Here is a 21934-nt window from a genome sequence, read left to right as displayed (position 1 = left end):
CCGCCGGTTCGACGCGGGTGGCGATTGACCTCGCAGCGCGGCGGTGGCTCGATGCCGTCAATGCCGAAACAAGAATGAGAAGGCCGTCATGGGGAACGCCACCGAGATCTATGCCTTGCGCTATGCAACGATGTCCCAGCGCACGCTGCAGATGAATTTCCTGCAGCCCGATCCGCACGACACCGTCGCGCAGGACCTCGACTATTTCGTCTGGCTGATTCGCAGCGGCGGCCGCGACATCCTGGTCGACACCGGCTTCAACGCCGCCGAGGCCGAGCTGCGCCACCGCAAACTGACGCGCAATCCGGTCGATGCGCTGGCGCTGTTCGGTGTCGACGCGAGCGCGATCCGCGACATCATCGTCACGCATCTGCATTACGATCACGCCGGCAATCTCGACCGCTTCCCCAACGCGCGCTTCCATCTGCAGGAGCGCGAGATGGCCTATGCGACGGGCCGCTGCATGTGCAACGGCCTGCTGCGCCACCCGTTCTCGGTCGAGCACGTCACCACCATGGTGCGTCACGTCTATGGCGAGCGCGTCACGTTCCATAGCGGCGACGGCGAGATCGCGCCCGGCGTCACGGTGCACCGCGTCGGCGGTCATTCCGACGGCCTGCAGGTGGTGCGGGTCGAGACCGCGCGCGGCCCCGTCGTGCTCGCCTCCGACGCCGCGCATTACTACGCCAATCTGCAGCGCCGCAGCCCGTTTCCGATCGTGCTCGACATCGGCGACATGGCGCGCGGCTGGGAGATCATCGAGCGCCTCGCGGGTCATCCCGACCGCTTCATCCCGGGACACGATCCGCTGGTGACCGAGCTCTATCCGCGCGTGAACGACGCGGCCGATGCCTATGCGCTGCACGTGGCGCCGAAGCGGTCGTTTGCGACGTAGCAGCGGCTGCGCTTTGCTTGATCGAAGGCGATCGCGAGGAGCTCCGCCATCAGCGCCACCCACCACCGTCATCCCGGACAAGCCGCGACGCGCGCGAGCGCCGCGTGGCGCCGATCCGGGATCCATACGCCGTGGCGGTCGTGGTGAGCACGCGCTTTGAACGACACACCTGCCCCGAACTACTCCCTGTGGTTATGGGTCCCGGCGTTCGCCGGGACGACAGCGGAGGTTGCCGAGGCCGCTCGGCAGATTACACTGTGCTGCAATTCAAGCGAGCGGGATCGCACGCTCGCTCACCGCAGCTCCACCACGGCCTTCTTCGACAGATGCTGGCCGAGGAACGCGACGTCCCAGTTGGTCAGGCGGACGCAGCCGTGGGATTCGGACTTGCCGACCTTGGAGGGCTCGGCGGTGCCGTGGATGCCGTAGCCGTTGCCGATGGACAGGCCGATCCAGTACGAGCCGACCGGATTGTTCGGGCCGGGCTTGATGTCGAAGGCTTTGCGCGCCTTCACGCCCTTGAACTTGTAGTCCGGGTTGTAGCGATAGTTCGGATTGGCATCGATCGAGTCCACCTTGAAGCTGCCGACCGGGGTCGGCTTGTCGTCGCTGCCGACGGTCGCCGGGAACACCGCGACCAGCTTGCCGTCCTTGGCGAAGGCCTGCACGGTCTCGGACTGCTTGTCGATGTCGAGCCGGGTGATCTCCGGCACGGTCTCGTCCGGCTTCAGCACGTTGGCGACAGTGATGGTTTCGCCGGCCTTGTCGAAACCGGCCTTGGGATTGAGCGCTCTTAGCAGCGCCTCGCTCATGTGGAATTTCTCGGCCAGCGCTTCGCGCAGCGATGTGTAGCCCACGCGCGGCAGGTCCTTCATGTCCTCCATGCGCTTCGGCAGCTTCTCCAGGAACGGCCCCTTCACATCGTCGCGGCTGATCGTGTAGCTGACGATCGCGGGTGCGCTGTCGCCGCGCACCAGCGCGTCCCAGACCTCCGGCGTCAGCTTCGCGTCGCCGGCCAGACCCTTGGTGCGGGCGAACGCCGCCAGCGCCTGCCGCGCATTGTCGCCGAACCGGCCGTCGATCTCGCCCGGCGACACATGCGCGCGGTCGAGCAGCACCTGGGCGCGGATCGCCACCGGGTCCATCTTCTCCTCGGAGGGCTGCCGCTTGCGCAATTCGGCGCCGTTGACGGCGTCGGCCGTGAGGTCGGCGGCGACCGCGGGCGTGATGACAGCGAGGCAGAGCAGAAGCGGTATCCAGAGCCGAAGCATGAGGGTGATATCCAGGTGAAGACAGGCCGATCGTCGGCAGCGACAACGTGGCGATGACCGCAAAGTTCGGCGCGGTTAAGTTCTGTCATGCTGAACGTCGCGGGCCCCTGGCGCGACTACCGAGCAATCGGGTCGGCTGGCCCGGCGGCTGCGCGTCTGCTATTTCCGCCGTGAGCCGTTCGATGACTTGGTTTTTGGGGATCGCGTTCGCATGGGACATGCCGTCACTGCCGCCACGATGCGCCGGCTGCCGATGCTCGCCGCCAGCCTGCTGGTTCTGGTCCAGGCGGCCGCGGCCGATGACGCAGCGCCGCGCGGCGCCGCGGTCAGCGTGCTCAAGGCGACCAAGGCCTGCTTCGACAACACGGTCGAGGTGTCCGGCATGGTGCTGGCGCGCGACGAGACGGCGGTGCGGCCCGACCGGCCCGGGCTGAAGGTGGCGGAGGTGCTGGTCGACGCCGGCGACACCGTCACGGCCGGGCAGAACCTGGCGCGGCTGACGCCGCCCGAAGGCGGCAGCGTCATGATCCAGGCGCCGGTCGCCGGCACCGTGCTGTCGTCGACCGCCACCATCGGCGCGTTCGCCTCGGGCCGTGGCGAGGCGCTGTTCTCGATCCTCGCGCGCAACGAATATGATTTGGTCGGGCTGGTGCCGTCAGCCCAATTGTCCAAGCTCGCGGTCAACCAGACCGCGCGCATCCGCATCGTCGGCGCCGGCGAGGTCCAGGGCAAGATCCGCCGGGTGGCGCCGACCGTCGAGCCGAACAGCCAGCTCGGACAGGCGTTCATCGGCATCACCGGCAATGCCAAGCTGCTGGTGAACGCGTTCGGCCGTGCCGCGATCAAGATCGGCCAGAGCTGCGGCGTGTCCGTGCCGCTGACGGCGGTGCTGTACGATCCCGACGGCACCGTGGTGCAGGTGGTGCGCGCCCAGCGCATCGAGACCAAGCGCGTCGAGATCGGCCTGACGGCCGGCGGCCAGGTCGAGATCCGCGACGGCCTCGCCGAAGGCGACGTCGTCGTCGCCCGCGCCGGCGCCCTGCTGCGCGAAGGCGACCCGGTGCGTCCGGTGATGGCGAGCAATTAGGGCGGGCAACGGCGGGCGAGCATCGGCGAGAGAGAAAGCGAGGCTCTCACGCCACCGACGGTCGGCTCCCCTCCCCCTTGCGGGGAGGGGTCGGGGGTGGGGGTCCACGAATTCCGCTCGATGTGATGAACGCTAGCCCTGCCGAGCACGGTCAATCAGCACAGACGCCCACGCAATGACCTGCAGGACTCACTGAGTGCGGCGCCCGGAGACCCCCACCCCCGACCCCTCCCCGCAAGGGGGAGGGGAGCGGACCGCCGGCGTGGAAAGAGGGTGCGGCTCACCCGGCGCAATCAGCAGCAGCCAAGACGGCCTCAGCTGCCCGCGTTCGCGACCTCGGAGCCGAGGCGGATGTCCTCGACCAGGGAGGAGGACACCGCGGGGACCTGCTCGCCGTCGGAATTGCGCACGATGGCGTTGCGGGTCTTGGTGAAGACGGCTTCGGCGGTCGGGCTCTTGCCGAGCTGGTTGAGCAGCTCGCCGACCAGCGCGCTGTTCTGGCCGGTGGAATCGTCGAGCACCTTGCCCGGCGTCGCCGACGACAGGATCAGCGCATTGGCGGGCGCATTGATCGGGGCGAGGCCGTGCGAATAGGCGCGGAAGCGGCGTTCATAGGGATTGCGGCGGGCGGCGTCGATCACGACCAGCTTGGCGCGCGCGCCCTGCTCGCGGACGACGTCGAGCAGGCGCTCGATGCTGGTGCCCTCGCGGCGGACGTCCGCTTCCTTCCAGATCTTGGCGTCGACCGGGATCATGTAGCTCTCGCGTCCGGCCTGGATGGCGTAGCCGCCGAAGAACAGCATCACGACCGAATCCGGCTTGATCCGCGCCTTGAGGCGCTCGATCGCGCGCGCCATGTCGTCCTTGCTGGCGTCCTCGACGACGTCGACGTCGAAACCGTCGCGGTGCAGCGCGCCGGTCAGCGCGCGCGCGTCGTTGATCGGCTGGGCGAGCGGGGCGTTGGCGTCCGGATAGTGGCCGTTGCCGATGACGAGCGCGAGACGCGCCGCGTTGCCGTTCGACACGCGCTCGGAGGCGGCCGCCTTCGGCGACTCGAACGACCGCTTGTTCAAGGCAGCATGCGCCCCGATCGCGAGCGACACCGTGCACAGAAGCGCGGCGGCGATCACGGCCGTTCGGCGGGAGAGAGAAGGCTGCCTTGCGGTCATCACGTCAATCCTGGTCCGAGCCTGTCCATCGTGGCCAAGGGGTGAGCACCCGTGCGGGGTACGCACCCTTTGGTCGCGCGGACGCCTCTGAGGTTTGAGGGGTTGCGAGACGATGTGTCGTCGAATTGCGCGCAATTTGCGGCGCCGCAACGAAGAAAGGCTTAACCTGATCCCGCAGCGAGGGCAACATCGGAACACCATTGACTTATCAACCACTTGGGAATTAAGGCGAATTTAACCATGACGCTGACCTCTCCAGCGCCCGGGGCCGACCTTCGGACAGCCACAATGCCGCCTGATCCCTTACCTCCGCAGTGAGCCCGGTCACGTTGTCTTTGGCCGCCCCCCATGCCAGTTTGCGTCCTGCATGCGCGTGACGGGCCGTTTGCAGGGCGTTTCGAGCAGCACAGGCCGTTCGTCCCGCCCATCCCCGTCCGCACGTGACCAGCCACGAGTGCCCGCCTTGAGTTTCCCATATTTTGCCGGCGCCGCCTGCCGCGCCCTGACGGCGCGCAAAGAGGGGCCCTCGCTGTACGAGGTGTGCGACCCGATCCTGCGTCAGCCCGGCCGTGGCGACCCGCATCTGTCGACCTTCTATCGGACCGCGCTCGGCAACCCCGCGCTGCGCACGCTGCTGCGCCGGGCCGGCCTGCCGGAACTCAACGACCCCGCCCACCTCAATGCGCTGCGCGAGGCACTGGTTCTGGCCCGCGACAATCCGACGCCCGATTGGGAGCAGGTCGGCCGCCCGGTCGCCGACCTCGTCGACAGCATCGCGCTGCATCACCCTGCCCCGCCGCGCCGGACCGCAGCCGTCGCCATGCCTGCGGCGGCCGAGATCGAGCGCGTGATCCGAGCCTGCGGCGCCGACCTGCTCGGCTCCTTCGGCCGCAACGGCTTCATCCCGACCTACGCCGCCTTCAACCTGATCGGCGATCCCGACATGAGGGGACGCGAGGTCACGATGGCGCTGCAGGGGCTGGACGCGCGCGGCTACAAGAACTCGACCCTGCTGTTCAACCTCGCCCGCGTCTTCATCGCCCGTTCGCCTGCGGCGGCGGTGATCAACCCGCCCTGGCGCGGCATTGCCGAGCCGATGTGGGAGCCGGTGCAGATCCGCCACCGCTCCGCCTATTACGACGCGTTCTTCACCGAGGCGCTGCTGAGCTATCTCGAGACCGGCCTCGCCTCGTCAGAACAGAGCAGCGCGGCACGCGGCGCGATTGCGGCGATGGTCGAGTTCTGCCTCAAGACCAGCCGCGAGGAAGTGCGCGGCGCCGACGGCAAGAGCTACGACGTCGTCACCGCGCTGGCGCCGCACCCGCATCCCCGGTTCTCGCGCTTCTTCACCCAGATCAAGCAGGACCTCGGCTTCGGCGTCTACGTGCCCGACTGCGACACCACGGCGTGCTCGTTCTCGGCGGCGACTCAGGCGGGTTCTGATGATCCGATCCTGAACCAGCCTCTGGTCGATTTCTACGCCGGTTATCAAGTGCGCGCCGGCAGCAACGAGCCGCGCGTGACGGTGCCGATCAACGACAACATCGACTATGAGGGCGGCGTCGCCACCTGGATCGACAGCATGGCCGGCGAACGGCCGTACGGCAACGACCTCGATCCGACCTTGAACCTCGACGTGCTCGAAGTGTCGTTCCGCAATCTCACGCGCTGGCAGATCCTGGAGACGCAGGCGCGGCTGGATGTCATCCGGCGCATCGTCGGCTTCCAGTTGCGGCTCGTCACCAGCGGCGCCTTCGCCGATCCGCGCTCGCACATCTATTATCTGCCGGAGCTGTATTGCGCCTATTTCGGCCGCTGCTACCACGCCTTCATGGCGCTGCCGCCGGCCGCGCGGCAGGCGATCGACCCCGGCGGCGCGTTCGAGCTGATCCGCCTGCGCGTGCTCGCCTATGTCGAGGACGAACTGGTCGGCCGCGAGATGAATCCGTTCGATGCGGCGCTGGCGCTGATCGCGCTCGGCCATCTCGGCGGCAACGCGGCGAGCTTCGCGCCGGCCGTGCATTGCATCGTCACGAGCTTCGGCGAAGGCGGCCGGCGGCATCCATATCGCGCGTATGAGTGGAACAAGATGAAGACCCCGACGCGAATTCTCGTCGGTGGCCCGGAGGTGACCTCGGCGTTCGTGCTGATGGGTCTGGCGCTGGCGCGGCGGGTGAACGTGCGGTGAGCCAAGCCATCAGCGGCAACGGCGGTCGACTCCCCCCCTTGCGGGGAGGGGTCGGGGGTGGGGGTCCACGAATCCCGCTCTCAATGAGACGCGGGCGCTGCTGAGCACTTCGATCGTCGAAAAGGACCGTCAAAAAGCTCGTCTGAATGTCGCATGACAGCTGAGCTCAACGCCCGGAGACCCCCACCCCCGACCCCTCCCCGCAAGGGGGAGGGGAGCGCACCGCCGCCGTGGTGGTTACCGAATTCCTCATGCCTGACGGCCTCGCATCGCGCGAAGTTGAGCAGATCAGCCAATCACCGCGCTGGAACGGCCAGGCGATCCGCCGCACAATTGGGGATATTGCCCATCTCAAGGACGACCCGCGCCCGTTCATGTCGATGAAACCCGCTTTGCTCGCGCTGCTCCTGCTGCTTCCCACCGTCGCGTCCGCCGCCGACATCACCGGCATCGCCAAGGTCCGCGAGGCCGACAGCGTGATGATCGGCACCACCCGCGTCCGGCTCGGCGGCATCGACGCGCCGTCGGTCGATCAGCTCTGCCTGAACAAGGATGGCGAGCGCTGGACCTGTGGCGTGGCCGCGCGCGACGAGCTCATCAAGCATGCGGACGGCAAAAGCTGGGTGTGCCACCCGCGCTCGATCGACCGCCGCGGCCGGCAAGTGGCGCGCTGCGACGTCGACGGCGAGGACATCCAGAAATGGCTGGTGCAGCACGGCTGGGCGCTGGCCTATCGCACCCTCTCGCACGACTACGAGCCCGATGAGGCCGAGGCGCGCGCCGCCAAGGCCGGGATGTGGCAGGGCGCGTTCATCGCGCCGTGGGACTGGCGGGTGCGCAACAAGAAGACCACGATCCTCGGCGCGACGAAGCCGCCGGATGGCGCCAAGGCCATCCTGCTCGCGTCGGCCTCCGGGCCCGTGGCGCCGTCGCCCGACTGCACCATCAAGGGCAACGTCAACGGCGCCGGCGAGTGCATCTATCACACGCCCACGAGTCGCTGGTACGCGCAGATCAAGATGCGCGTCGCCAAGGGTACGCGCTGGTTCTGCTCGGTCGAGGAGGCCGAGGCCGCCGGCTGCCGCGAGACCAGGCGCTAGGCCGGACGGCCCCGGCATGCCAGCCTCCCGGCTTCTCCGGCTTTTCTTATGCCGCGGCGCCCCCTAAAACGGTTTCAGGCTCCGCGTGTGAGAGCCCGCCACCCCAATCGCAAGACCACATCGCCCAAATCACTTCGCCCACATCACTTCGCCTGAGGACACTGACAATGACCGTTCGCGCGGGCCGGGAGTTTCTGGCCATCCCGGGACCCACCACGATGCCCGACGAGGTGCTGCAGGCGATGCACCGCCCGGCGCTCGACATCTACTCCAAGCAGATGGTGGAGCTGACCGACGGCATCATGTCGGATCTCGGCCGTCTCTTTGCCACCAAGGGCAAGACCTACATCTACATCGCCAACGGCCACGGCGCCTGGGAGGCCGTGCTCTCCAACGTGCTGTCGCGCGGCGACAAGGTGCTGGTGCTCGAGAGCGGCCGCTTCGCGATCGGATGGGGTAATGCGGCGAAGGCGATGGGCGCCGAGGTCGAGGTGCTCCGCGGCGACTGGCGTCGCGCGGTGCGTCCGGCCGAGGTCGAGGCGCGGCTGCGCGCCGACAAGGAGCACACGATCAAGGCGATCGTGGTGGCGCAGATCGACACGGCCTCCGGCGTCGTCAACGACGTCGAGGCGATCGGCCGCGCCGTCAAGGCTTCGGGCCACCCCGCCCTCTACATGGTCGACACCGTCGCCTCGCTCGGCTGCATGCCGTTCGAGATGGACGCGTGGCACATCGACGTCGCGATGTCCGGCTCGCAGAAGGGCCTGATGACCCCGCCCGGCCTCGGCTTCGTCGCGGCCAACGACCGCGCACTGGAGGCGCACAAGCACGCCAATCTGCGTACGCCCTATTGGGACTGGAGCGAGCGCGAGGGCGCCGAGCATTATCGCAAATATGGCGGCACGGCGCCGGTACATCTGCTGTTCGCTCTGCGCCAGGCGATGGACATGCTGTTCGCCGAAGGGTTGCCGCACGCCTTCCGACGCCATCAGCTGCTCGCCGAGGCGGTGCGCCGCGCGGTCGCGAAGTGGAGCGAGGGCCAGGTGATCGGCTTCAACATCGAAGACGCTGCCGAGCGCTCCAACACCGTCACCACCGTGCTGGTCGGCGAAGGCTATGATCCGGCCGTGCTGCAGACCTACTGCAAGGAGCAGTGCGGCGTCGTGCTCGGGACCGGGATCGGCGATCTCAGCGGCAAGGCGTTCCGCATCGCCCATATGGGCCATGTCAACGCGCCGATGGTGCTGGGCACGCTCGGCGTGATCGAAATGGCGCTGGTGGCGTTGAAGATCCCGCATGGCCGCGGCGGTCTCGATGCCGCGATCCAGTGGCTCGGCGAGAGCGTGACCGCATAAGGACCGACATGACCGATCACAGCACCAAGGCGCCGGTGGCGCCGCGCCGCCCGCATTCCTTCACCCGCCACGGCATCACCGTGCAGGACGACTATGCCTGGCTGAAGGATGCGCGCTGGCAGGAGGTGCTGCACGATCCCACGCTGCTGGATGCGGACATCCGCGCCTACCTAGAGGCCGAGAACGGCTACGCGGAGAGCGTGCTCGGCCACACCGCGCCGCTGCAAAAGAAAATCGTGGCCGAGATGCGCGGCCGCATCAAGGAGGACGATTCCTCGGTGCCGTCGCCTGACGGTCCCTACGCCTATTTCCGCAAGTACCGCGAAGGCGGCCAGCACGAGCTGTTCTGCCGGACGCCGCGCAACGGCGGGGCGGAGACGATCGGGCTCGACGGCGATGCGCTGGCGCGCGGCCATGAGTACTTCAAGTTTGGCGGCAGCCGGCATTCGCACGATCACAAGCTCGTCGCCTGGAGCGCCGACACCAAGGGCTCGGAATACTTCACCATCCGCGTCCGCGACTGGGACGGCGGTGACGATCTCGCCGACATCGTCGAAGAGACCGATGGCGGCGTGGTGTGGTCGCGGGACTGCAAGAGCTTCTTCTACGTCAAGCTCGACGACAATCACCGCCCGATGCAGGTGTGGCGGCACAAGCTCGGCACCAAGCAAGCCGAGGACATGCTGGTGTATGAGGAAAAGGACACCGGCTGGTTCACGCATGTCCACGAGTCGACCTCGGGCAAGTTCTGCGTCATCGCCGGCGGCGATCACGAGACCTCCGAGCAGCGGCTGATCGATCTCGACCATCCCGAGACGCCGCCGCGGCTCGTCGCCGCGCGCGAGAACGGCGTGCAATATTCGATCGCCGATCGCGGTAACGAGCTGTTCATCCTCACCAATGCCGACGGCGCGATCGACTTCAAGATCGTGACGGCACCGCTGGCCTCACCCGAGCGCACCAACTGGCGCGATCTCATTCCGCACCGCGCCGGCATCTACGTGCTCGACCATGATCTCTATTCAGGCCACCTGGTGCGGCTGGAGCGCGCCAACGCGCTGCCGTCGATCGTGATCCGGGATCTCAAATCGGGCGAAGAGCACGCGATCGCCTTCGCCGAGGGCGCCTATTCGCTGGATGCGATGGGCTCCTACGAGTTCGACACCACCAATCTGCGCTTCGCCTATTCGTCGATGACGACGCCGTCGGAAGTCTATGACTACGACATGGTGACGCGCGCCAAGACCCTGCGCAAACGCCAGGAGATTCCCTCGGGGCACAATCCGGCGGACTACGTCACCACGCGCATCATGGCCAAGGCGGACGACGGCACCGAGGTGCCGGTGTCACTGTTGCACCGACGTGACTTCAAGGCCGACGGCTCGGCGCCGCTGCTGCTCTATGGCTATGGCTCCTACGGCCACGCGATGCCGGCGTCGTTCTCGGCCAACCGGCTGTCGCTGGTCGATCGCGGCTTCGTCTATGCCATCGCCCACATTCGCGGCGGCACCGACAAGGGCTGGGGCTGGTACCTCGACGGCAAGCGCGAGAAGAAGACCAACAGTTTTGACGATTTCGCGGCCTGTGCCCGCGCGCTGATCGCGGCGAACTACACCAGCGCCAAGCGCATCGTCGGCCATGGCGGCAGCGCCGGCGGCATGCTGATGGGCGCGGTCGCCAACCGCTCGGGCGAATTGTTCGCCGGCATCGTCGCCGAGGTGCCGTTCGTCGACGTGCTCAACACCATGCTCGACGACACCCTGCCGCTCACGCCGCCGGAATGGCCCGAATGGGGCAACCCGATCGAGAGCGAAAAGGATTTTCGCACCATCCTGTCCTATTCGCCCTACGACAACGTCGTGGCCAAGGACTATCCGGCGATCCTGGCGATGGCTGGCCTCACCGACCCGCGCGTCACCTATTGGGAGCCTGCGAAGTGGATCGCGCGTCTCCGCGCGACGATGACCGGTGGCGGTCCTGTGGTGTTGCGCACCAACATGGGCGCCGGCCATGGCGGCGCGTCGGGCCGCTTCAACCGGCTCGACGAGATCGCGATCGTCTATGCATTCGCGCTGTGGGCGGTGGGGCTGGCAGACAAGACGGCGTGAGCGTCGTCGGACCGACAACCGGGCCGGTGCCGAGCCTCACACCATCTGCTCGGCCACCATCATGTAGTTCACGTCCATGTCGCTCGACAGGCTCCAGCGATCGGCGAAGGGGCTGTAGACCACGCCGCTCTGCTCGGTGATGACCAGGCGGTTGTCGAGCAGGTATTTGGTCAGCTCGTCCGGCGTGACGAACTTGCTCCATTCATGCGTGCCGCGCGGCAGCCAGCGCAGCACGTATTCGGCGCCGACGATGGCGAGCGCAAAGCTCTTCCAATTGCGGTTCAGGGTCGAGACCACCATCATGCCGCCGGGCTTGAGCACCGCGGCGCAGCGGCCGAGGAAGGCGCTGACGTCGGTGACGTGCTCGACCACTTCCATCGCCAGCACAATGTCGAAGCGCTCGCGCGGGTCCATCTCCTCGATCGTGGTGCAGCGGTAGTCGATCGACAGATGGCCCTTCTCGGCATGGAGCTTGGCGGCGGCGATGTTGCTGGCCGAGGGGTCGACGCCGACGACCTGCGCGCCCAGCCGCGTGAACGGCTCGCACAGCAGGCCGGCGCCGCAGCCGATGTCGAGCATGCGCAGGCCCGAGAGGCAGTTGAGGCTCTTGGCGTTGCGCTCGAATTTCCGGCAGGCGGCATCGCGGATGTAGGTCAGGCGCAGCGGATTGATCTTGTGCAGCGGCGCCATCTTGCCCTTCGGATCCCACCACGTCTCGGAGAGCTTCGAGAACTTGGCGATCTCCGCCGGATCGACGGTCGAGCCGGGCGGAACAGGGCTGCTGCGGGAATCCTGAGGCATTGTCATCGCTGCATACTCAAATGATCGAAGCTGGGCGGCGGCGGCTCGCTAGCGCGCCGTGATGGCGTTGCGGAACGCCAGCGGCTCCGCGATGGTCGCAATGGTCTCCTTGCCTTCGCCCACGCCCAAGATGGTGACGTCGCCGTAATTGAGAACCCGTCCCATGATCGTCTGGTTCACGTCGACGCTCTCGACCTTGTCGAGCGCCATCTCGAAGGTACGGCGGCGGATGAAACCGGTTTTGTGGACCACGCGACGATTGGTGACGTCGGTCTCGGTCGTCAGCCGGTGGAACCAGGCCCGCACGGTCCAGTACAGGGCCACCACCGCGATGACGGCGGCCGTGGCCAGCGACAGCATCACGAGATTGTCGTTCAGGGTCATGCGCGAGGCGACGAGCAGCCCGAACACGACGATCCAGGCTCCGATGGCGGGCAGGTAGAACATCCAGTGCGCATTGGTCGAATACAGCACCTTCTCGCCGGGTTGCAGGATTTCGTCGATGTAACGCGCCATACCAGTCCTTTACCTCACCCCATCACCACAAGGAACCGTCTTGCCCCCGGCCGCGACGCTATGTATACGCGCGTTTCGGCTGGCGCGCCTCCGGTTTTCCGCGCGAGCCGGTCAACTTATCCTCCTGATGGGAATGAGCGCGTCGTCATGGGTCGCCTCGTGCTGAAATTCGGCGGCACATCCGTCGCCAACATCGACCGCATCCGCAACGTCGCGCGCCACGTCAAGCGCGAGGTCGATGCCGGTCATGAAGTCGCTGTGGTTGTCTCGGCGATGTCCGGCAAGACCAACGAGCTGGTGGCCTGGTGCACCGAGGCCTCGCCGATGCATGACGCGCGCGAATACGACGCCGTCGTGGCCTCGGGCGAGCAGGTCACCTCCGGCCTGCTGGCGATCGTGCTGCAGAGCATGGGCATCCAGGCCCGCTCCTGGCAGGGCTGGCAGATCCCGATCAAGACCAGCGACGCCCACGCCTCGGCGCGCATCGTCGACATCGACGGCACCGAGCTGATCCAGCGTTTCCAGGAGCGCAAGGAGGTCGCGGTCATCGCAGGCTTCCAGGGCATCAATGCCGAGACCGGGCGAATCACCACGCTCGGCCGCGGCGGCTCCGATACCTCCGCCGTCGCGATCGCCGCCGCCATCAAGGCCGACCGTTGCGACATCTATACCGACGTCGACGGCGTCTACACCACCGACCCCCGCGTGGTGCCGAAGGCCAAGCGGCTCGACAAGATCGCCTTCGAGGACATGCTGGAGCTGGCGTCGCAGGGCGCCAAGGTGCTGCAGGTGCGCTCGGTGGAACTGGGCATGGTGCACAACATGCCGATCTTCGTCCGCTCCTCATTCGACAAGCCCGAGGATATCGACCCGCACGCCAACCAGCCGCCGGGGACGCTGATCTGCAGCGAGGAACAAATCATGGAAAATCACGTCGTGACCGGCATCGCCTTCTCCAAGGACGAGGCCCAGATCTCGGTGCGCCAGATCGAGGACAAGCCGGGCATCGCGGCCTCGATCTTCGGCCCGCTGGCGGATGCCAACATCAACGTCGACATGATCGTCCAGAACGTCTCCGAGGACGGCAAGACCACCGACCTCACCTTCACGGTGCCGGCGACCGACTATAACCGGGCCCGCGAGACCATCACGGCGGCCAAGGACAAGATCGGCTACCAGCGCATGGATGCCGCCACCGATGTCGCCAAGGTCTCCGTGATCGGCTCGGGCATGCGCAGCCATGCCGGCGTGGCTGCCAAGGGCTTTGCCGCGCTCGCTGCCCGCAACATCAACATCCGCGCGATCACGACCTCCGAGATCAAGTTCTCGGTGCTGATCGACGCCGCCTATACCGAACTGGCCGTCCGCACGCTGCATACGCTCTACGGATTGGACCAGGCCTAGAAAATTCTGCTCCGCGACCACACCTGTCCCGTTATGCGACAATGGGACAGGGATCGGACGATCGCCGAAAGCCGTTGACGCCGCCCGCGCTGGCAGGCGTTTTGCTTGGCAAAACAAGCCCTAATTCGCTATACGCCTCGCAGGATAACTGGCGCGACCTGTGCTCCAGTGATGGTTGTTCTGATTCGGGCCGGCACTTTGAGCGTGCGATAGTGCCGAATCGAGAAAGCTGTTCGATGCCGCGAGTTTAGCGCCAGATCCGGCCGCCGCGCCGGGCTGGCCCCAGGAAGGGGGATTGTGCCACATGCGAAGCGCGTCGGGAGGCCCCCGCGTCCTGCTCAGACGGCTTCGCGAGACCATGGCGGAGCAGGTCTCGGCACAGGAGCGGCTCGACAAGATCGTGGTGCTGATCGCGGCCAACATGGTCGCGGAAGTCTGCTCGGTCTATGTGCTGCGCGTCGACAACACGCTCGAGCTCTACGCCACCGAAGGTCTGAACCGCGACGCCGTGCACATCACGGTGATGAGCGCGCATGAAGGCCTGGTCGGCCTCGTCGCCAGCGAGGCCACCCCGCTCAATCTGAGCGACGCGCACAGCCACCCGGCCTTCTCCTATCGTCCCGAGACCGGCGAAGAAATCTACCACTCCTTCCTCGGCGTGCCGATCCTGCGCGCCGGCAACACGCTCGGCGTGCTGGTGGTGCAGAACCGCGCCAAGCGCACCTATGTCGAGGAAGAGGTCGAGGCGCTGCAGACCACCGCGATGGTGCTCGCCGAGATGATCGCCTCCGGCGAGCTCGCAGCCCTCGCCCAGCCCGGCGCCGAGCCGGCCGTCCGGCATTCGATCCACAAGACCGGCGCGGTGCTGTCGGACGGTATCGCGCTCGGGCATGTCGTGCTCCACGAGCCGCGCGTCGTCGTCAACAACTACATCGCCGAGGACCTGCCGAAGGAGATCAAGCGGCTCGACGCCGCTTTGGTGAAGCTGCGCGCCGATCTCGACCGCATGCTGGAGCGCGGCGACGTCGCCGACGGCGGCGAACATCGCGAGGTGCTCGAAGCCTACCGGATGTTCGCCAACGACCAGGGCTGGTCGCACAAGCTTCATGAAGCGGTGGCGACCGGCCTCACAGCGGAAGCCGCCGTCGAGCGCGTGCAGTCTGACACCCGCGCGCGCATGCTGCGCTCGACCGATCCGTATTTGCGCGAACGGCTGCACGATCTCGAGGATCTCGGCTACCGGCTGCTGCGCCAGCTCGTCGGCCAGGACCATGCACCGAGCCGCGACCACCTGCCCGACAACGCCATCCTGATCGCGCGCGCGATGGGCCCGGCGGCGCTGCTCGACTACGACCGCAAGCGGCTGCGCGGCCTGGTGCTGGAGGAAGGCACCGCCAACTCCCACGTCGCCATCGTCGCCCGCGCGCTCGGCATTCCCGCCGTCGGCGAGGTGCCGAACGCGCCGGGCATCGCCGATCCCGGCGACGCCATCATCGTCGACGGCACCTCCGGATCGATCTATGTGCGGCCGTCCTCCGAGATCGAATCGGCCTATGCCGAGCGGGTGCGCTTCCGCGCCCGCCGCCAGGCGCAATACAGCGAGCTGCGCAACAAGCCCTGCAAGACCAAGGACGGGCAGCCGATCGAGCTGATGATCAATGCCGGCCTCGTCATCGACCTGCCGCATATCGAGGACACCGGCAGCGCCGGCATCGGCCTGTTCCGCACCGAATTGCAGTTCATGGTGTCGGCCAGCCTGCCGCGCTCCAGCGACCAGCTCGCGCTGTACCGCTCGGTGCTGGATGCCGCCGGCAGCAAGCCGGTCACGTTCCGGACGCTCGACATCGGCGGCGACAAGGCGCTGCCCTACATGGAGACCGTGATCGAGGAAAATCCCGCGCTCGGCTGGCGCGCGATCCGCCTCGGTCTCGATCGTCCGGGTCTCTTGCGCGGCCAGATCCGCGCGCTGCTGCGCGCCGGCGGCGGCCGCTCGCTGCGCATCATGTTCCCGATGATCTCGGAGGTCGCCGAGTTCGACACTGCGAAAGCGATCGTCGAGCGCGAGCTGACCTATTTGCGCCAGCACGGCCACACGCTGCCGGAGCGCGTCGACGTCGGCACCATGCTCGAAGTCCCCGCCCTGCTCTATCAGCTCGACGAGCTGCTCGCGAAGGTCGACTTCATCTCGGTCGGCTCGAACGACCTGTTCCAGTTCCTGTTCGCCGTCGATCGCGGCAATGCCAAGGTGTCCGATCGCTTCGACACGCTGTCGACGCCGATCCTGCGAGCCCTGCAGGAAATCGTACGCAAGGCCAAGGCGGCCAAGCGCTCGGTGTCGCTGTGCGGCGAGATGGCCTCGAAGCCGATCGGCGCGCTGGCGCTGATCGCGCTCGGCTACCGCTCGCTGTCGCTATCGGCGACCGCGCACGGTCCGGTAAAGGCGATGATCCTCGAGCTCGATGCCGCCAAGGCGGAGGCGAAGATGGCCGAGTGGCTGGCGGCACCGGCGGGCAGCTTCTCGATGCGGCAGAAGCTCACCGAGTTCGCCGAGAGCGAAGGCCTCGCATTGTAGCGGGCCAATCTCGCTACGCGCCTGGCCCCCTATCGTTTGCTCCTCAATCAGATTGCATCATGTCGTCGCTTCCCGAAGCCAAACTGGACGTTCTGCTCGCACACCACGCCTCGCTCGAGGCGGAGCTGCTCGGCCAGGTCAATTCCGACCGCTACGTGCAGATCACCCGCGAGCTCGCCGAGCTCAATCCGCTGATCGATGCCGTGAAGGCCTATCGCGCCGGAGTGAAGGAGCTCGCCGACACCGAGGCGCTGATCGCCGATCCCGAGACCGACGCCGAGATGCGCGCGATGGCCGAGGCGGAGCGCGACGAGCTGGTCGCGCGCCGCGGCGAGCTGGAGCAGAAGATCCGCGTCGCGCTGCTGCCGAAGGATGCGATGGACGACCGCAACGTCGTGCTCGAAATCCGCGCCGGCACCGGCGGCGACGAGGCCTCTTTGTTCGCCGGCGACCTGTTCCGGATGTATGAGCGCTTCGCCGCCTTGCAGGGCTGGAAGGTCGAGGTGATCTCGGCCTCCGAGGGCACCGTCGGCGGCTACAAGGAAATCATCGCCGAGGTGCAGGGCCGCGGCGCCTTCGCCAAGCTGAAATTCGAATCCGGCGTGCACCGCGTGCAGCGCGTGCCCGATACGGAGACGCAAGGGCGCATCCACACCTCGGCGGCGACGGTCGCCGTGCTGCCGGAGGTCGAGGATGTCGACGTCGACATCAAGCAGGACGATCTGCGCATCGAGACCATGCGCGCGCAAGGCGCCGGCGGCCAGCACGTCAACAAGACCGAATCGGCGATCCGCATCACGCATATTCCGACCGGCATCGTGGTGATGATGCAGGACAGCCGCTCGCAGCATAAGAACCGGGCGTCGGCGATGAACATTTTGCGCTCGCGCATCTATGATGCCGAGCGGCAGAAGGTCGACGCCGCGCGCTCGGCCGAGCGCAAGGAGAAGGTCGGCTCCGGCGACCGCTCCGAACGCATCCGCACATATAATTTCCCGCAAGGGCGCGTCACTGACCACCGCATCAATCTCACGCTCTACAAGCTGCCGCAGGTGATCGCCGGCGAGGCGCTTGGCGAACTGATCGATGCGTTGACGACGGAGCACCAGGCCGCGCAGCTGGCAGCGCAAGGCGCGGCGGCGTGATGAGCGGCCGCGCATTGCGACGGGCGATGCGACCCTGCTTCGTCACAAACGGTGTCGTCCCGGCGAACGCCGGGACCCATAACCACCGATGTCGGTGGTTGCCACAGGGAGCAACTCAGACCGCCCGTCCCGCGCCTGCACGGCGTATGGATCCCCGCTTTCGCGGGGATGACTCGTGGAGAGAGACTGCGCGATGACGGAGATCGTCGCCGGAGCATCGATCGATGCAGTCCGTCGCGCATTGGCGGCACGCTTTGTTGATGCAGGTCTCGATTCGCCCGATCTCGATGCGCGGCTGCTGGCGGGGCATGCCTTGCAGCTCGACCTCACCGGCCTGGTGATGCACGGCCAGCGGCAGCTCTCCGCGGACGACGCGCGGCGCCTCGAAGCGCTGGCGGCGCGTCGGCTTGCGGGCGAGCCGGTGGCGCGGATTCTCGGGACGAAAGATTTCTGGGGCCTCGAACTAGCCTTGTCCGCCGATACGCTGGTGCCGCGGCCGGACACCGAGACCGTCGTCGAGCTCGCGCTCGCGCATCTCGCGACCGGCGGCGACCTGAAGCGCCGCTTGCGCATCGCCGATCTCGGCACCGGCTCCGGCGCGATCCTGTTGGCGCTGCTGTCCGAGCTGCCGGACGCCTTCGGGATCGGCACCGACATCAGCCTCGCAGCGCTCCGGACCGCGCGAGACAACGCCCACGTCCTCGGGCTCGGCGGCCGCGCCGGCTTCGTCGCCTGCTCCTACGCCAGTGCACTGTCGCCATCGTTCGACCTGATCGTCTCGAACCCGCCCTACATCCCCTCGCGCGACATCGACGAGCTCGCCGTCGAGGTCCGCATCCATGATCCCGCTCGCGCGCTGGACGGCGGCTCCGACGGATTGGATGCGTATCGCGCGCTGATCCCTCAGGCGGCGTCGCTGCTTCGACCCGGCGGCGCGGTCATCGTCGAGGTTGGTGTGGGGCAGAGCGAGGACGCCGCGACGCTGATGATCGACGCCGGGCTGGCGACCGATTCGGAGGCGATCAGGCGGGATTTGGGCGGTATTCCAAGGGCCGTCATGGGCCTAAAAAAGGACCGGTAAAGGCCGCCCTGGCCTGAAAAAGCTCTTGGAATATCCCCCGGGAGCGACTACGTTCCGTTCATAGCATCGGCGCAGGCCCCGTCGAGCGGTATTCACGGAACACCGCCACGGACAGATGCCAGAGAGCCGCGCCGGGCGATTGGTTCCAGAACGCAGATCTGTTGAGCGCGAGAGCCGGATGGCTGCGCAGCCTACGACTGCAAAGCGAACGAAAGCCTGACTTTGCACTTGAGGTCTTACGCTAAGCAAACTGGGTCGGTCGTGGCGCACATCGCCGTGGCGGGCTGAATGACGTGGTTCGCCGGCCGGAAGGGCTGGTGGGTGGGGAACGCGTTTTGAACGCGCTTTTGTCGAGCGAATCGGCTGTCGATCACATCGGCATGAATCAGGCCCGCGTGGGTCGGATTGGACCGCGCATGACGCGCCCCTGGCTTCAAGCGGTATTTCAATACGGTATCGGTATTCCGATGACAATCTGTGCTCTGGCAATCAGTGCTCTGACAATCAGTGCTCCTAACGCAGGGTTGGAATAAAGGCAGGACATGAGAAACGGTCAAAACAACAAGCGGATGCGCAACCGGAACAACGGTAACAATAATAATAACCGGCGCGGCCAAAATCCGCTGACCCGCGTGTTCGAGTCCAACGGGCCGGACATCAAGATCCGCGGGACCGCCTCTCACGTGGCCGAGAAATATGTCCAGCTCGCCCGCGACGCCCGCTCCTCTGGCGATCCCGTCGCCGCCGAGAACTACTACCAGCACGCCGAGCACTATTTCCGCCTGATTGCCGCCGCCCAGGAGCAGTTCCGCCAGAACCAGCCGCAGCAGCCGCGCGCCACCGACGACCTCACCGTCGACGACCTCGACGATGACGGCGAGAGCTTCTCGAATTTCGGCCAGGAGCCCGGCTTTGTTCCGGCCCAGCCGCAGCCCCAGCCCCAGCCTTTCATGCGCGACCGTGACGGCGGCCAGCGCGAGCGTGGCGACAACCAGCCCTATCAGCGCGAGCAGCAGCCGCGCGAGCATCGTGAGGCGCGTGAGCACCGCGAACCACGCGAGCATCGCGAACCACGCGAGCATCGTGAGCCGCGCGAGCATCGCGAACCCCGTGAGCATCGTGAACCGCGCGAAAATCGCGAGCCGCGTGAGCACCGCGAACGCCCGCAGCCCGCGGCCTATCAGCCGCAGCCCCAGCCCGTGATCGCCGACAGCGGCGTCGACCGCCTGCCGTCCTTCATCACCGGTCCGCAGCCGCAGATCGCCAATCCGCCGGCCGCGTTCGAAGGTGGCGCCGAGCGCTATCCGCGCCGCCGCCGCCGTCCGCACGGGCCCCGCGCCGAGGCCGCGGCGGCCGCGCCGGCGCCGAGCGAGGATCTCAATCCCGGCGAGTGATCGTCATCACCTGATGCGATGGAAGCGGGTGGGCCCCAGGGCCCGCCCGCTTTCTTTTTGCCGGCTGGCAACGTCGCGCAACGGTCGCGGAGCGCCGGAGGGGCAGGCCTGTCACGACGGAGGGCAGGCTCCCTTGTCCGATCCACGCCGGTTCGAGCCGTGGGTCGAGGGCGACGGCGCCAGCACCGGCTCGAGCCGCGGGATCAGCCTGATGCGCTCGCGGCGCGCCGGGATCACGCGATAGACCTGCTTGGTCGCCTCCACGATGTGGACGCCGGCGAAGGGCAGCGACAGCGCCGCTCCGACGCGCTCCCAGGCCATCGCCGATTTCAGGAACCAGCCGCCGACCGGCGGCATGAACAGCGCCTCGCCCCAGGCGGTCGGCGTGAACCAGGTCTGCCGCAGCAGCTGCGTGATCTGCGAGCGCGAATAGGGACGGCCATGGCCGAACGGCGTGTTGTCCGTGCGGGTCCAGACGCCGCGCCGATTCGGAATCACGATGATCATGCGCCCGGCCGGCGACAGCACCCGCCACGTCTCGCGCAGCAGTCCCGCCGGATCGTCGGACATCTCCAGCGCGTGCACGATCAGGATGCGGTCGACCGCCGCATCCGGCAACGGCAGCGAGAATTCATCGACCAGCGAAGCCAGGGTCGGGCGCGCGGTCGGCCATTTCAGCACGCCCTGGGCCGCCGGCATGAAGGCGATGCAGCGCTCCGAATCCTCGCGGAACAGACCGAGATAGGGCGTGGGATAGCCGATCCCGAGCACGCGCTGACCCGCCGCGCTCGGCCACCGCTCCCGAATGCCGCGGTTAATCAGCAGCCGCGCGACGATCCCCAGGCGACCCGAGTAGAAATTTCGCAGATCGATCACGTCCATGACGGCAATGTATCACGCCGCCGCCGGAGGCCGCGCGCCGAATATTGCGTTGCGCCCCCAGCGTTAACGCCATATCTCTGCCCGGCACAGGGAGGCTGCCCGCATCGCCGCGCCCGGCTCCCACTCACGACTTTCCGATCTCGCGAGCGCCACGATCGCGCGCCGCGCCTGTACCGCCGACGGAGACATCATGGCCGCCGACATCCGCGTCTTCACCTGCCTGTCCGACAATTTCGGCTATCTGATCCATGACCCCGCGACCGGCGCGACGGCCTCGATCGATGCTCCCGAGGCCGGACCGATCATCCGGCAGCTCGACGCCGAAGGCTGGCGACTCACCGACATCCTGATCACGCACCACCACCACGACCATGTCGGCGGCGTTGCCGAGCTGAAGCAGAAATACGGCTGCCGCGTCGTGGCGCCGCACGACAAGGCTGCGGCGATCGCACAGGTTGACCAGCGCGTCGCCCATGGCGACGTGGTCAAGGTCGGCGATCTGCTGGCCCGCGTGCTGGAGACGCCCGGCCATACGCTCGACCACGTGTCCTATGTGTTCGACGCCGACAAGGCGGTGTTCGCCGCCGACACGCTGTTCTCGATCGGCTGCGGCCGCGTGTTCGAGGGCACCTATCCGATGATGTGGGATTCGCTGCTGAAGCTGCGCGCGCTGCCGGACGATTTCAGGCTGTATTGCGGCCACGAATACACCGCCTCCAACGTCAAGTTCGCGCTCACCGTCGATCCCGACAACGAGGCGCTGAAGGCGCGCGCGGCCGAGGTGACGCGGCTGCGCGCCGCCAACCAGGCGACCATCCCGACGCTGCTCGGCGAGGAGAAACTCGCCAACGTGTTCCTGCGCGCCGACGATCCCGCGATTGCGATCCGGCTGCGGATGAAGGGTGCCGGCGCCGAAGAGGTGTTCGGCGAATTGCGCGAGCGCAAGAACAAGTCATAGGGCCGCGG

17 protein-coding genes are annotated in these 21934 nt (G+C 67.1%); 12 read left to right on the top strand and 5 right to left on the bottom strand.

The window, feature by feature from the left end:
• The first annotated feature begins 88 nt into the window (after positions 1–88).
• On the top strand, positions 89–895 hold the full coding sequence (locus ACQR1L_RS12545; protein WP_434858258.1) for an N-acyl homoserine lactonase family protein: 807 nt from the start codon (positions 89–91) through the stop codon (positions 893–895).
• Positions 896–1188: 293 nt separating this feature from the next.
• On the opposite strand, the gene ACQR1L_RS12540 is transcribed toward ACQR1L_RS12545, so the two are convergent.
• Complete coding sequence (locus ACQR1L_RS12540; protein ID WP_434858257.1) at positions 1189–2166, bottom strand: L,D-transpeptidase family protein; 978 nt, start codon at positions 2164–2166, stop codon at positions 1189–1191.
• Between the two features lie 211 nt (positions 2167–2377).
• Here ACQR1L_RS12540 and ACQR1L_RS12535 point away from each other — a divergent pair, with 211 nt between their 5' ends.
• Positions 2378–3253, top strand: a complete 876-nt coding sequence (locus ACQR1L_RS12535; RefSeq protein WP_434858256.1) for an efflux RND transporter periplasmic adaptor subunit — start codon at positions 2378–2380, stop codon at positions 3251–3253.
• 314 nt (positions 3254–3567) lie between these two features.
• Here the strand turns inward: ACQR1L_RS12535 and ACQR1L_RS12530 are convergent, their stop codons facing one another.
• Entirely contained in the window at positions 3568–4422 is an 855-nt protein-coding gene (locus ACQR1L_RS12530) for a caspase family protein (RefSeq protein ID WP_434858255.1), read from the bottom strand.
• A 463-nt stretch (positions 4423–4885) separates the two neighbouring features.
• Here ACQR1L_RS12530 and ACQR1L_RS12525 point away from each other — a divergent pair, with 463 nt between their 5' ends.
• The 4 genes from ACQR1L_RS12525 (at position 4886) to ACQR1L_RS12510 (ending at position 11173) form a co-directional block, all read left to right on the top strand.
• Positions 4886–6610, top strand: a complete 1725-nt coding sequence (locus tag ACQR1L_RS12525) for a hypothetical protein (RefSeq protein ID WP_434858254.1) — start codon at positions 4886–4888, stop codon at positions 6608–6610.
• 374 nt (positions 6611–6984) lie between these two features.
• On the top strand, positions 6985–7710 hold the full coding sequence (locus tag ACQR1L_RS12520) for a thermonuclease family protein (protein ID WP_434858303.1): 726 nt from the start codon (positions 6985–6987) through the stop codon (positions 7708–7710).
• Between the two features lie 167 nt (positions 7711–7877).
• Complete coding sequence (locus ACQR1L_RS12515; protein WP_434858253.1) at positions 7878–9065, top strand: pyridoxal-phosphate-dependent aminotransferase family protein; 1188 nt, start codon at positions 7878–7880, stop codon at positions 9063–9065.
• Between the two features lie 8 nt (positions 9066–9073).
• Positions 9074–11173, top strand: coding sequence for a S9 family peptidase (locus ACQR1L_RS12510; RefSeq protein ID WP_434858252.1), 2100 nt, complete (start codon positions 9074–9076; stop codon positions 11171–11173).
• Between the two features lie 36 nt (positions 11174–11209).
• Here ACQR1L_RS12510 and ubiG read toward each other — a convergent pair whose 3' ends face one another.
• Positions 11210–11974, bottom strand: a complete 765-nt coding sequence (gene ubiG, locus ACQR1L_RS12505) for a bifunctional 2-polyprenyl-6-hydroxyphenol methylase/3-demethylubiquinol 3-O-methyltransferase UbiG (RefSeq protein WP_434858251.1) — start codon at positions 11972–11974, stop codon at positions 11210–11212.
• A 48-nt stretch (positions 11975–12022) separates the two neighbouring features.
• Positions 12023–12490 (bottom strand): PH domain-containing protein, encoded by a 468-nt coding sequence (locus ACQR1L_RS12500; RefSeq protein ID WP_434858250.1) that lies wholly within the window; start codon positions 12488–12490, stop codon positions 12023–12025.
• Between the two features lie 147 nt (positions 12491–12637).
• On the opposite strand from ACQR1L_RS12500, the gene ACQR1L_RS12495 reads away from it, so the two are divergent.
• The 5 genes from ACQR1L_RS12495 to ACQR1L_RS12475 all read left to right on the top strand — a co-directional run bounded on the left by ACQR1L_RS12495 (position 12638) and on the right by ACQR1L_RS12475 (position 20086).
• Positions 12638–13894: an aspartate kinase gene (locus ACQR1L_RS12495; protein ID WP_434858249.1), complete on the top strand. Its 1257-nt coding sequence runs from the start codon at positions 12638–12640 to the stop codon at positions 13892–13894.
• Positions 13895–14198: 304 nt separating this feature from the next.
• A complete protein-coding gene (gene ptsP / locus ACQR1L_RS12490) occupies positions 14199–16466 on the top strand; it encodes a phosphoenolpyruvate--protein phosphotransferase (protein ID WP_434858248.1) in 2268 nt (755 codons plus the stop codon).
• A 59-nt stretch (positions 16467–16525) separates the two neighbouring features.
• Positions 16526–17611 (top strand): peptide chain release factor 1, encoded by a 1086-nt coding sequence (prfA, locus tag ACQR1L_RS12485; protein ID WP_434858247.1) that lies wholly within the window; start codon positions 16526–16528, stop codon positions 17609–17611.
• Between the two features lie 193 nt (positions 17612–17804).
• Complete coding sequence (prmC, locus tag ACQR1L_RS12480; RefSeq protein ID WP_434858246.1) at positions 17805–18692, top strand: peptide chain release factor N(5)-glutamine methyltransferase; 888 nt, start codon at positions 17805–17807, stop codon at positions 18690–18692.
• Positions 18693–19234: 542 nt separating this feature from the next.
• Positions 19235–20086, top strand: coding sequence for a DUF4167 domain-containing protein (locus ACQR1L_RS12475; protein ID WP_434858245.1), 852 nt, complete (start codon positions 19235–19237; stop codon positions 20084–20086).
• 111 nt (positions 20087–20197) lie between these two features.
• Here ACQR1L_RS12475 and ACQR1L_RS12470 read toward each other — a convergent pair whose 3' ends face one another.
• Complete coding sequence (locus ACQR1L_RS12470; RefSeq protein ID WP_434858244.1) at positions 20198–20968, bottom strand: class I SAM-dependent methyltransferase; 771 nt, start codon at positions 20966–20968, stop codon at positions 20198–20200.
• 190 nt (positions 20969–21158) lie between these two features.
• Here ACQR1L_RS12470 and gloB point away from each other — a divergent pair, with 190 nt between their 5' ends.
• On the top strand, positions 21159–21926 hold the full coding sequence (gene gloB / locus ACQR1L_RS12465) for a hydroxyacylglutathione hydrolase (protein WP_434858243.1): 768 nt from the start codon (positions 21159–21161) through the stop codon (positions 21924–21926).
• Positions 21927–21934: the final 8 nt, after the last annotated feature.

This window comes from Bradyrhizobium sp. HKCCYLR20261, assembly GCF_051168435.1.
Classification (GTDB): domain Bacteria; phylum Pseudomonadota; class Alphaproteobacteria; order Rhizobiales; family Xanthobacteraceae; genus Bradyrhizobium.
This window is presented reverse-complemented; position numbering and strand designations above follow the sequence as displayed.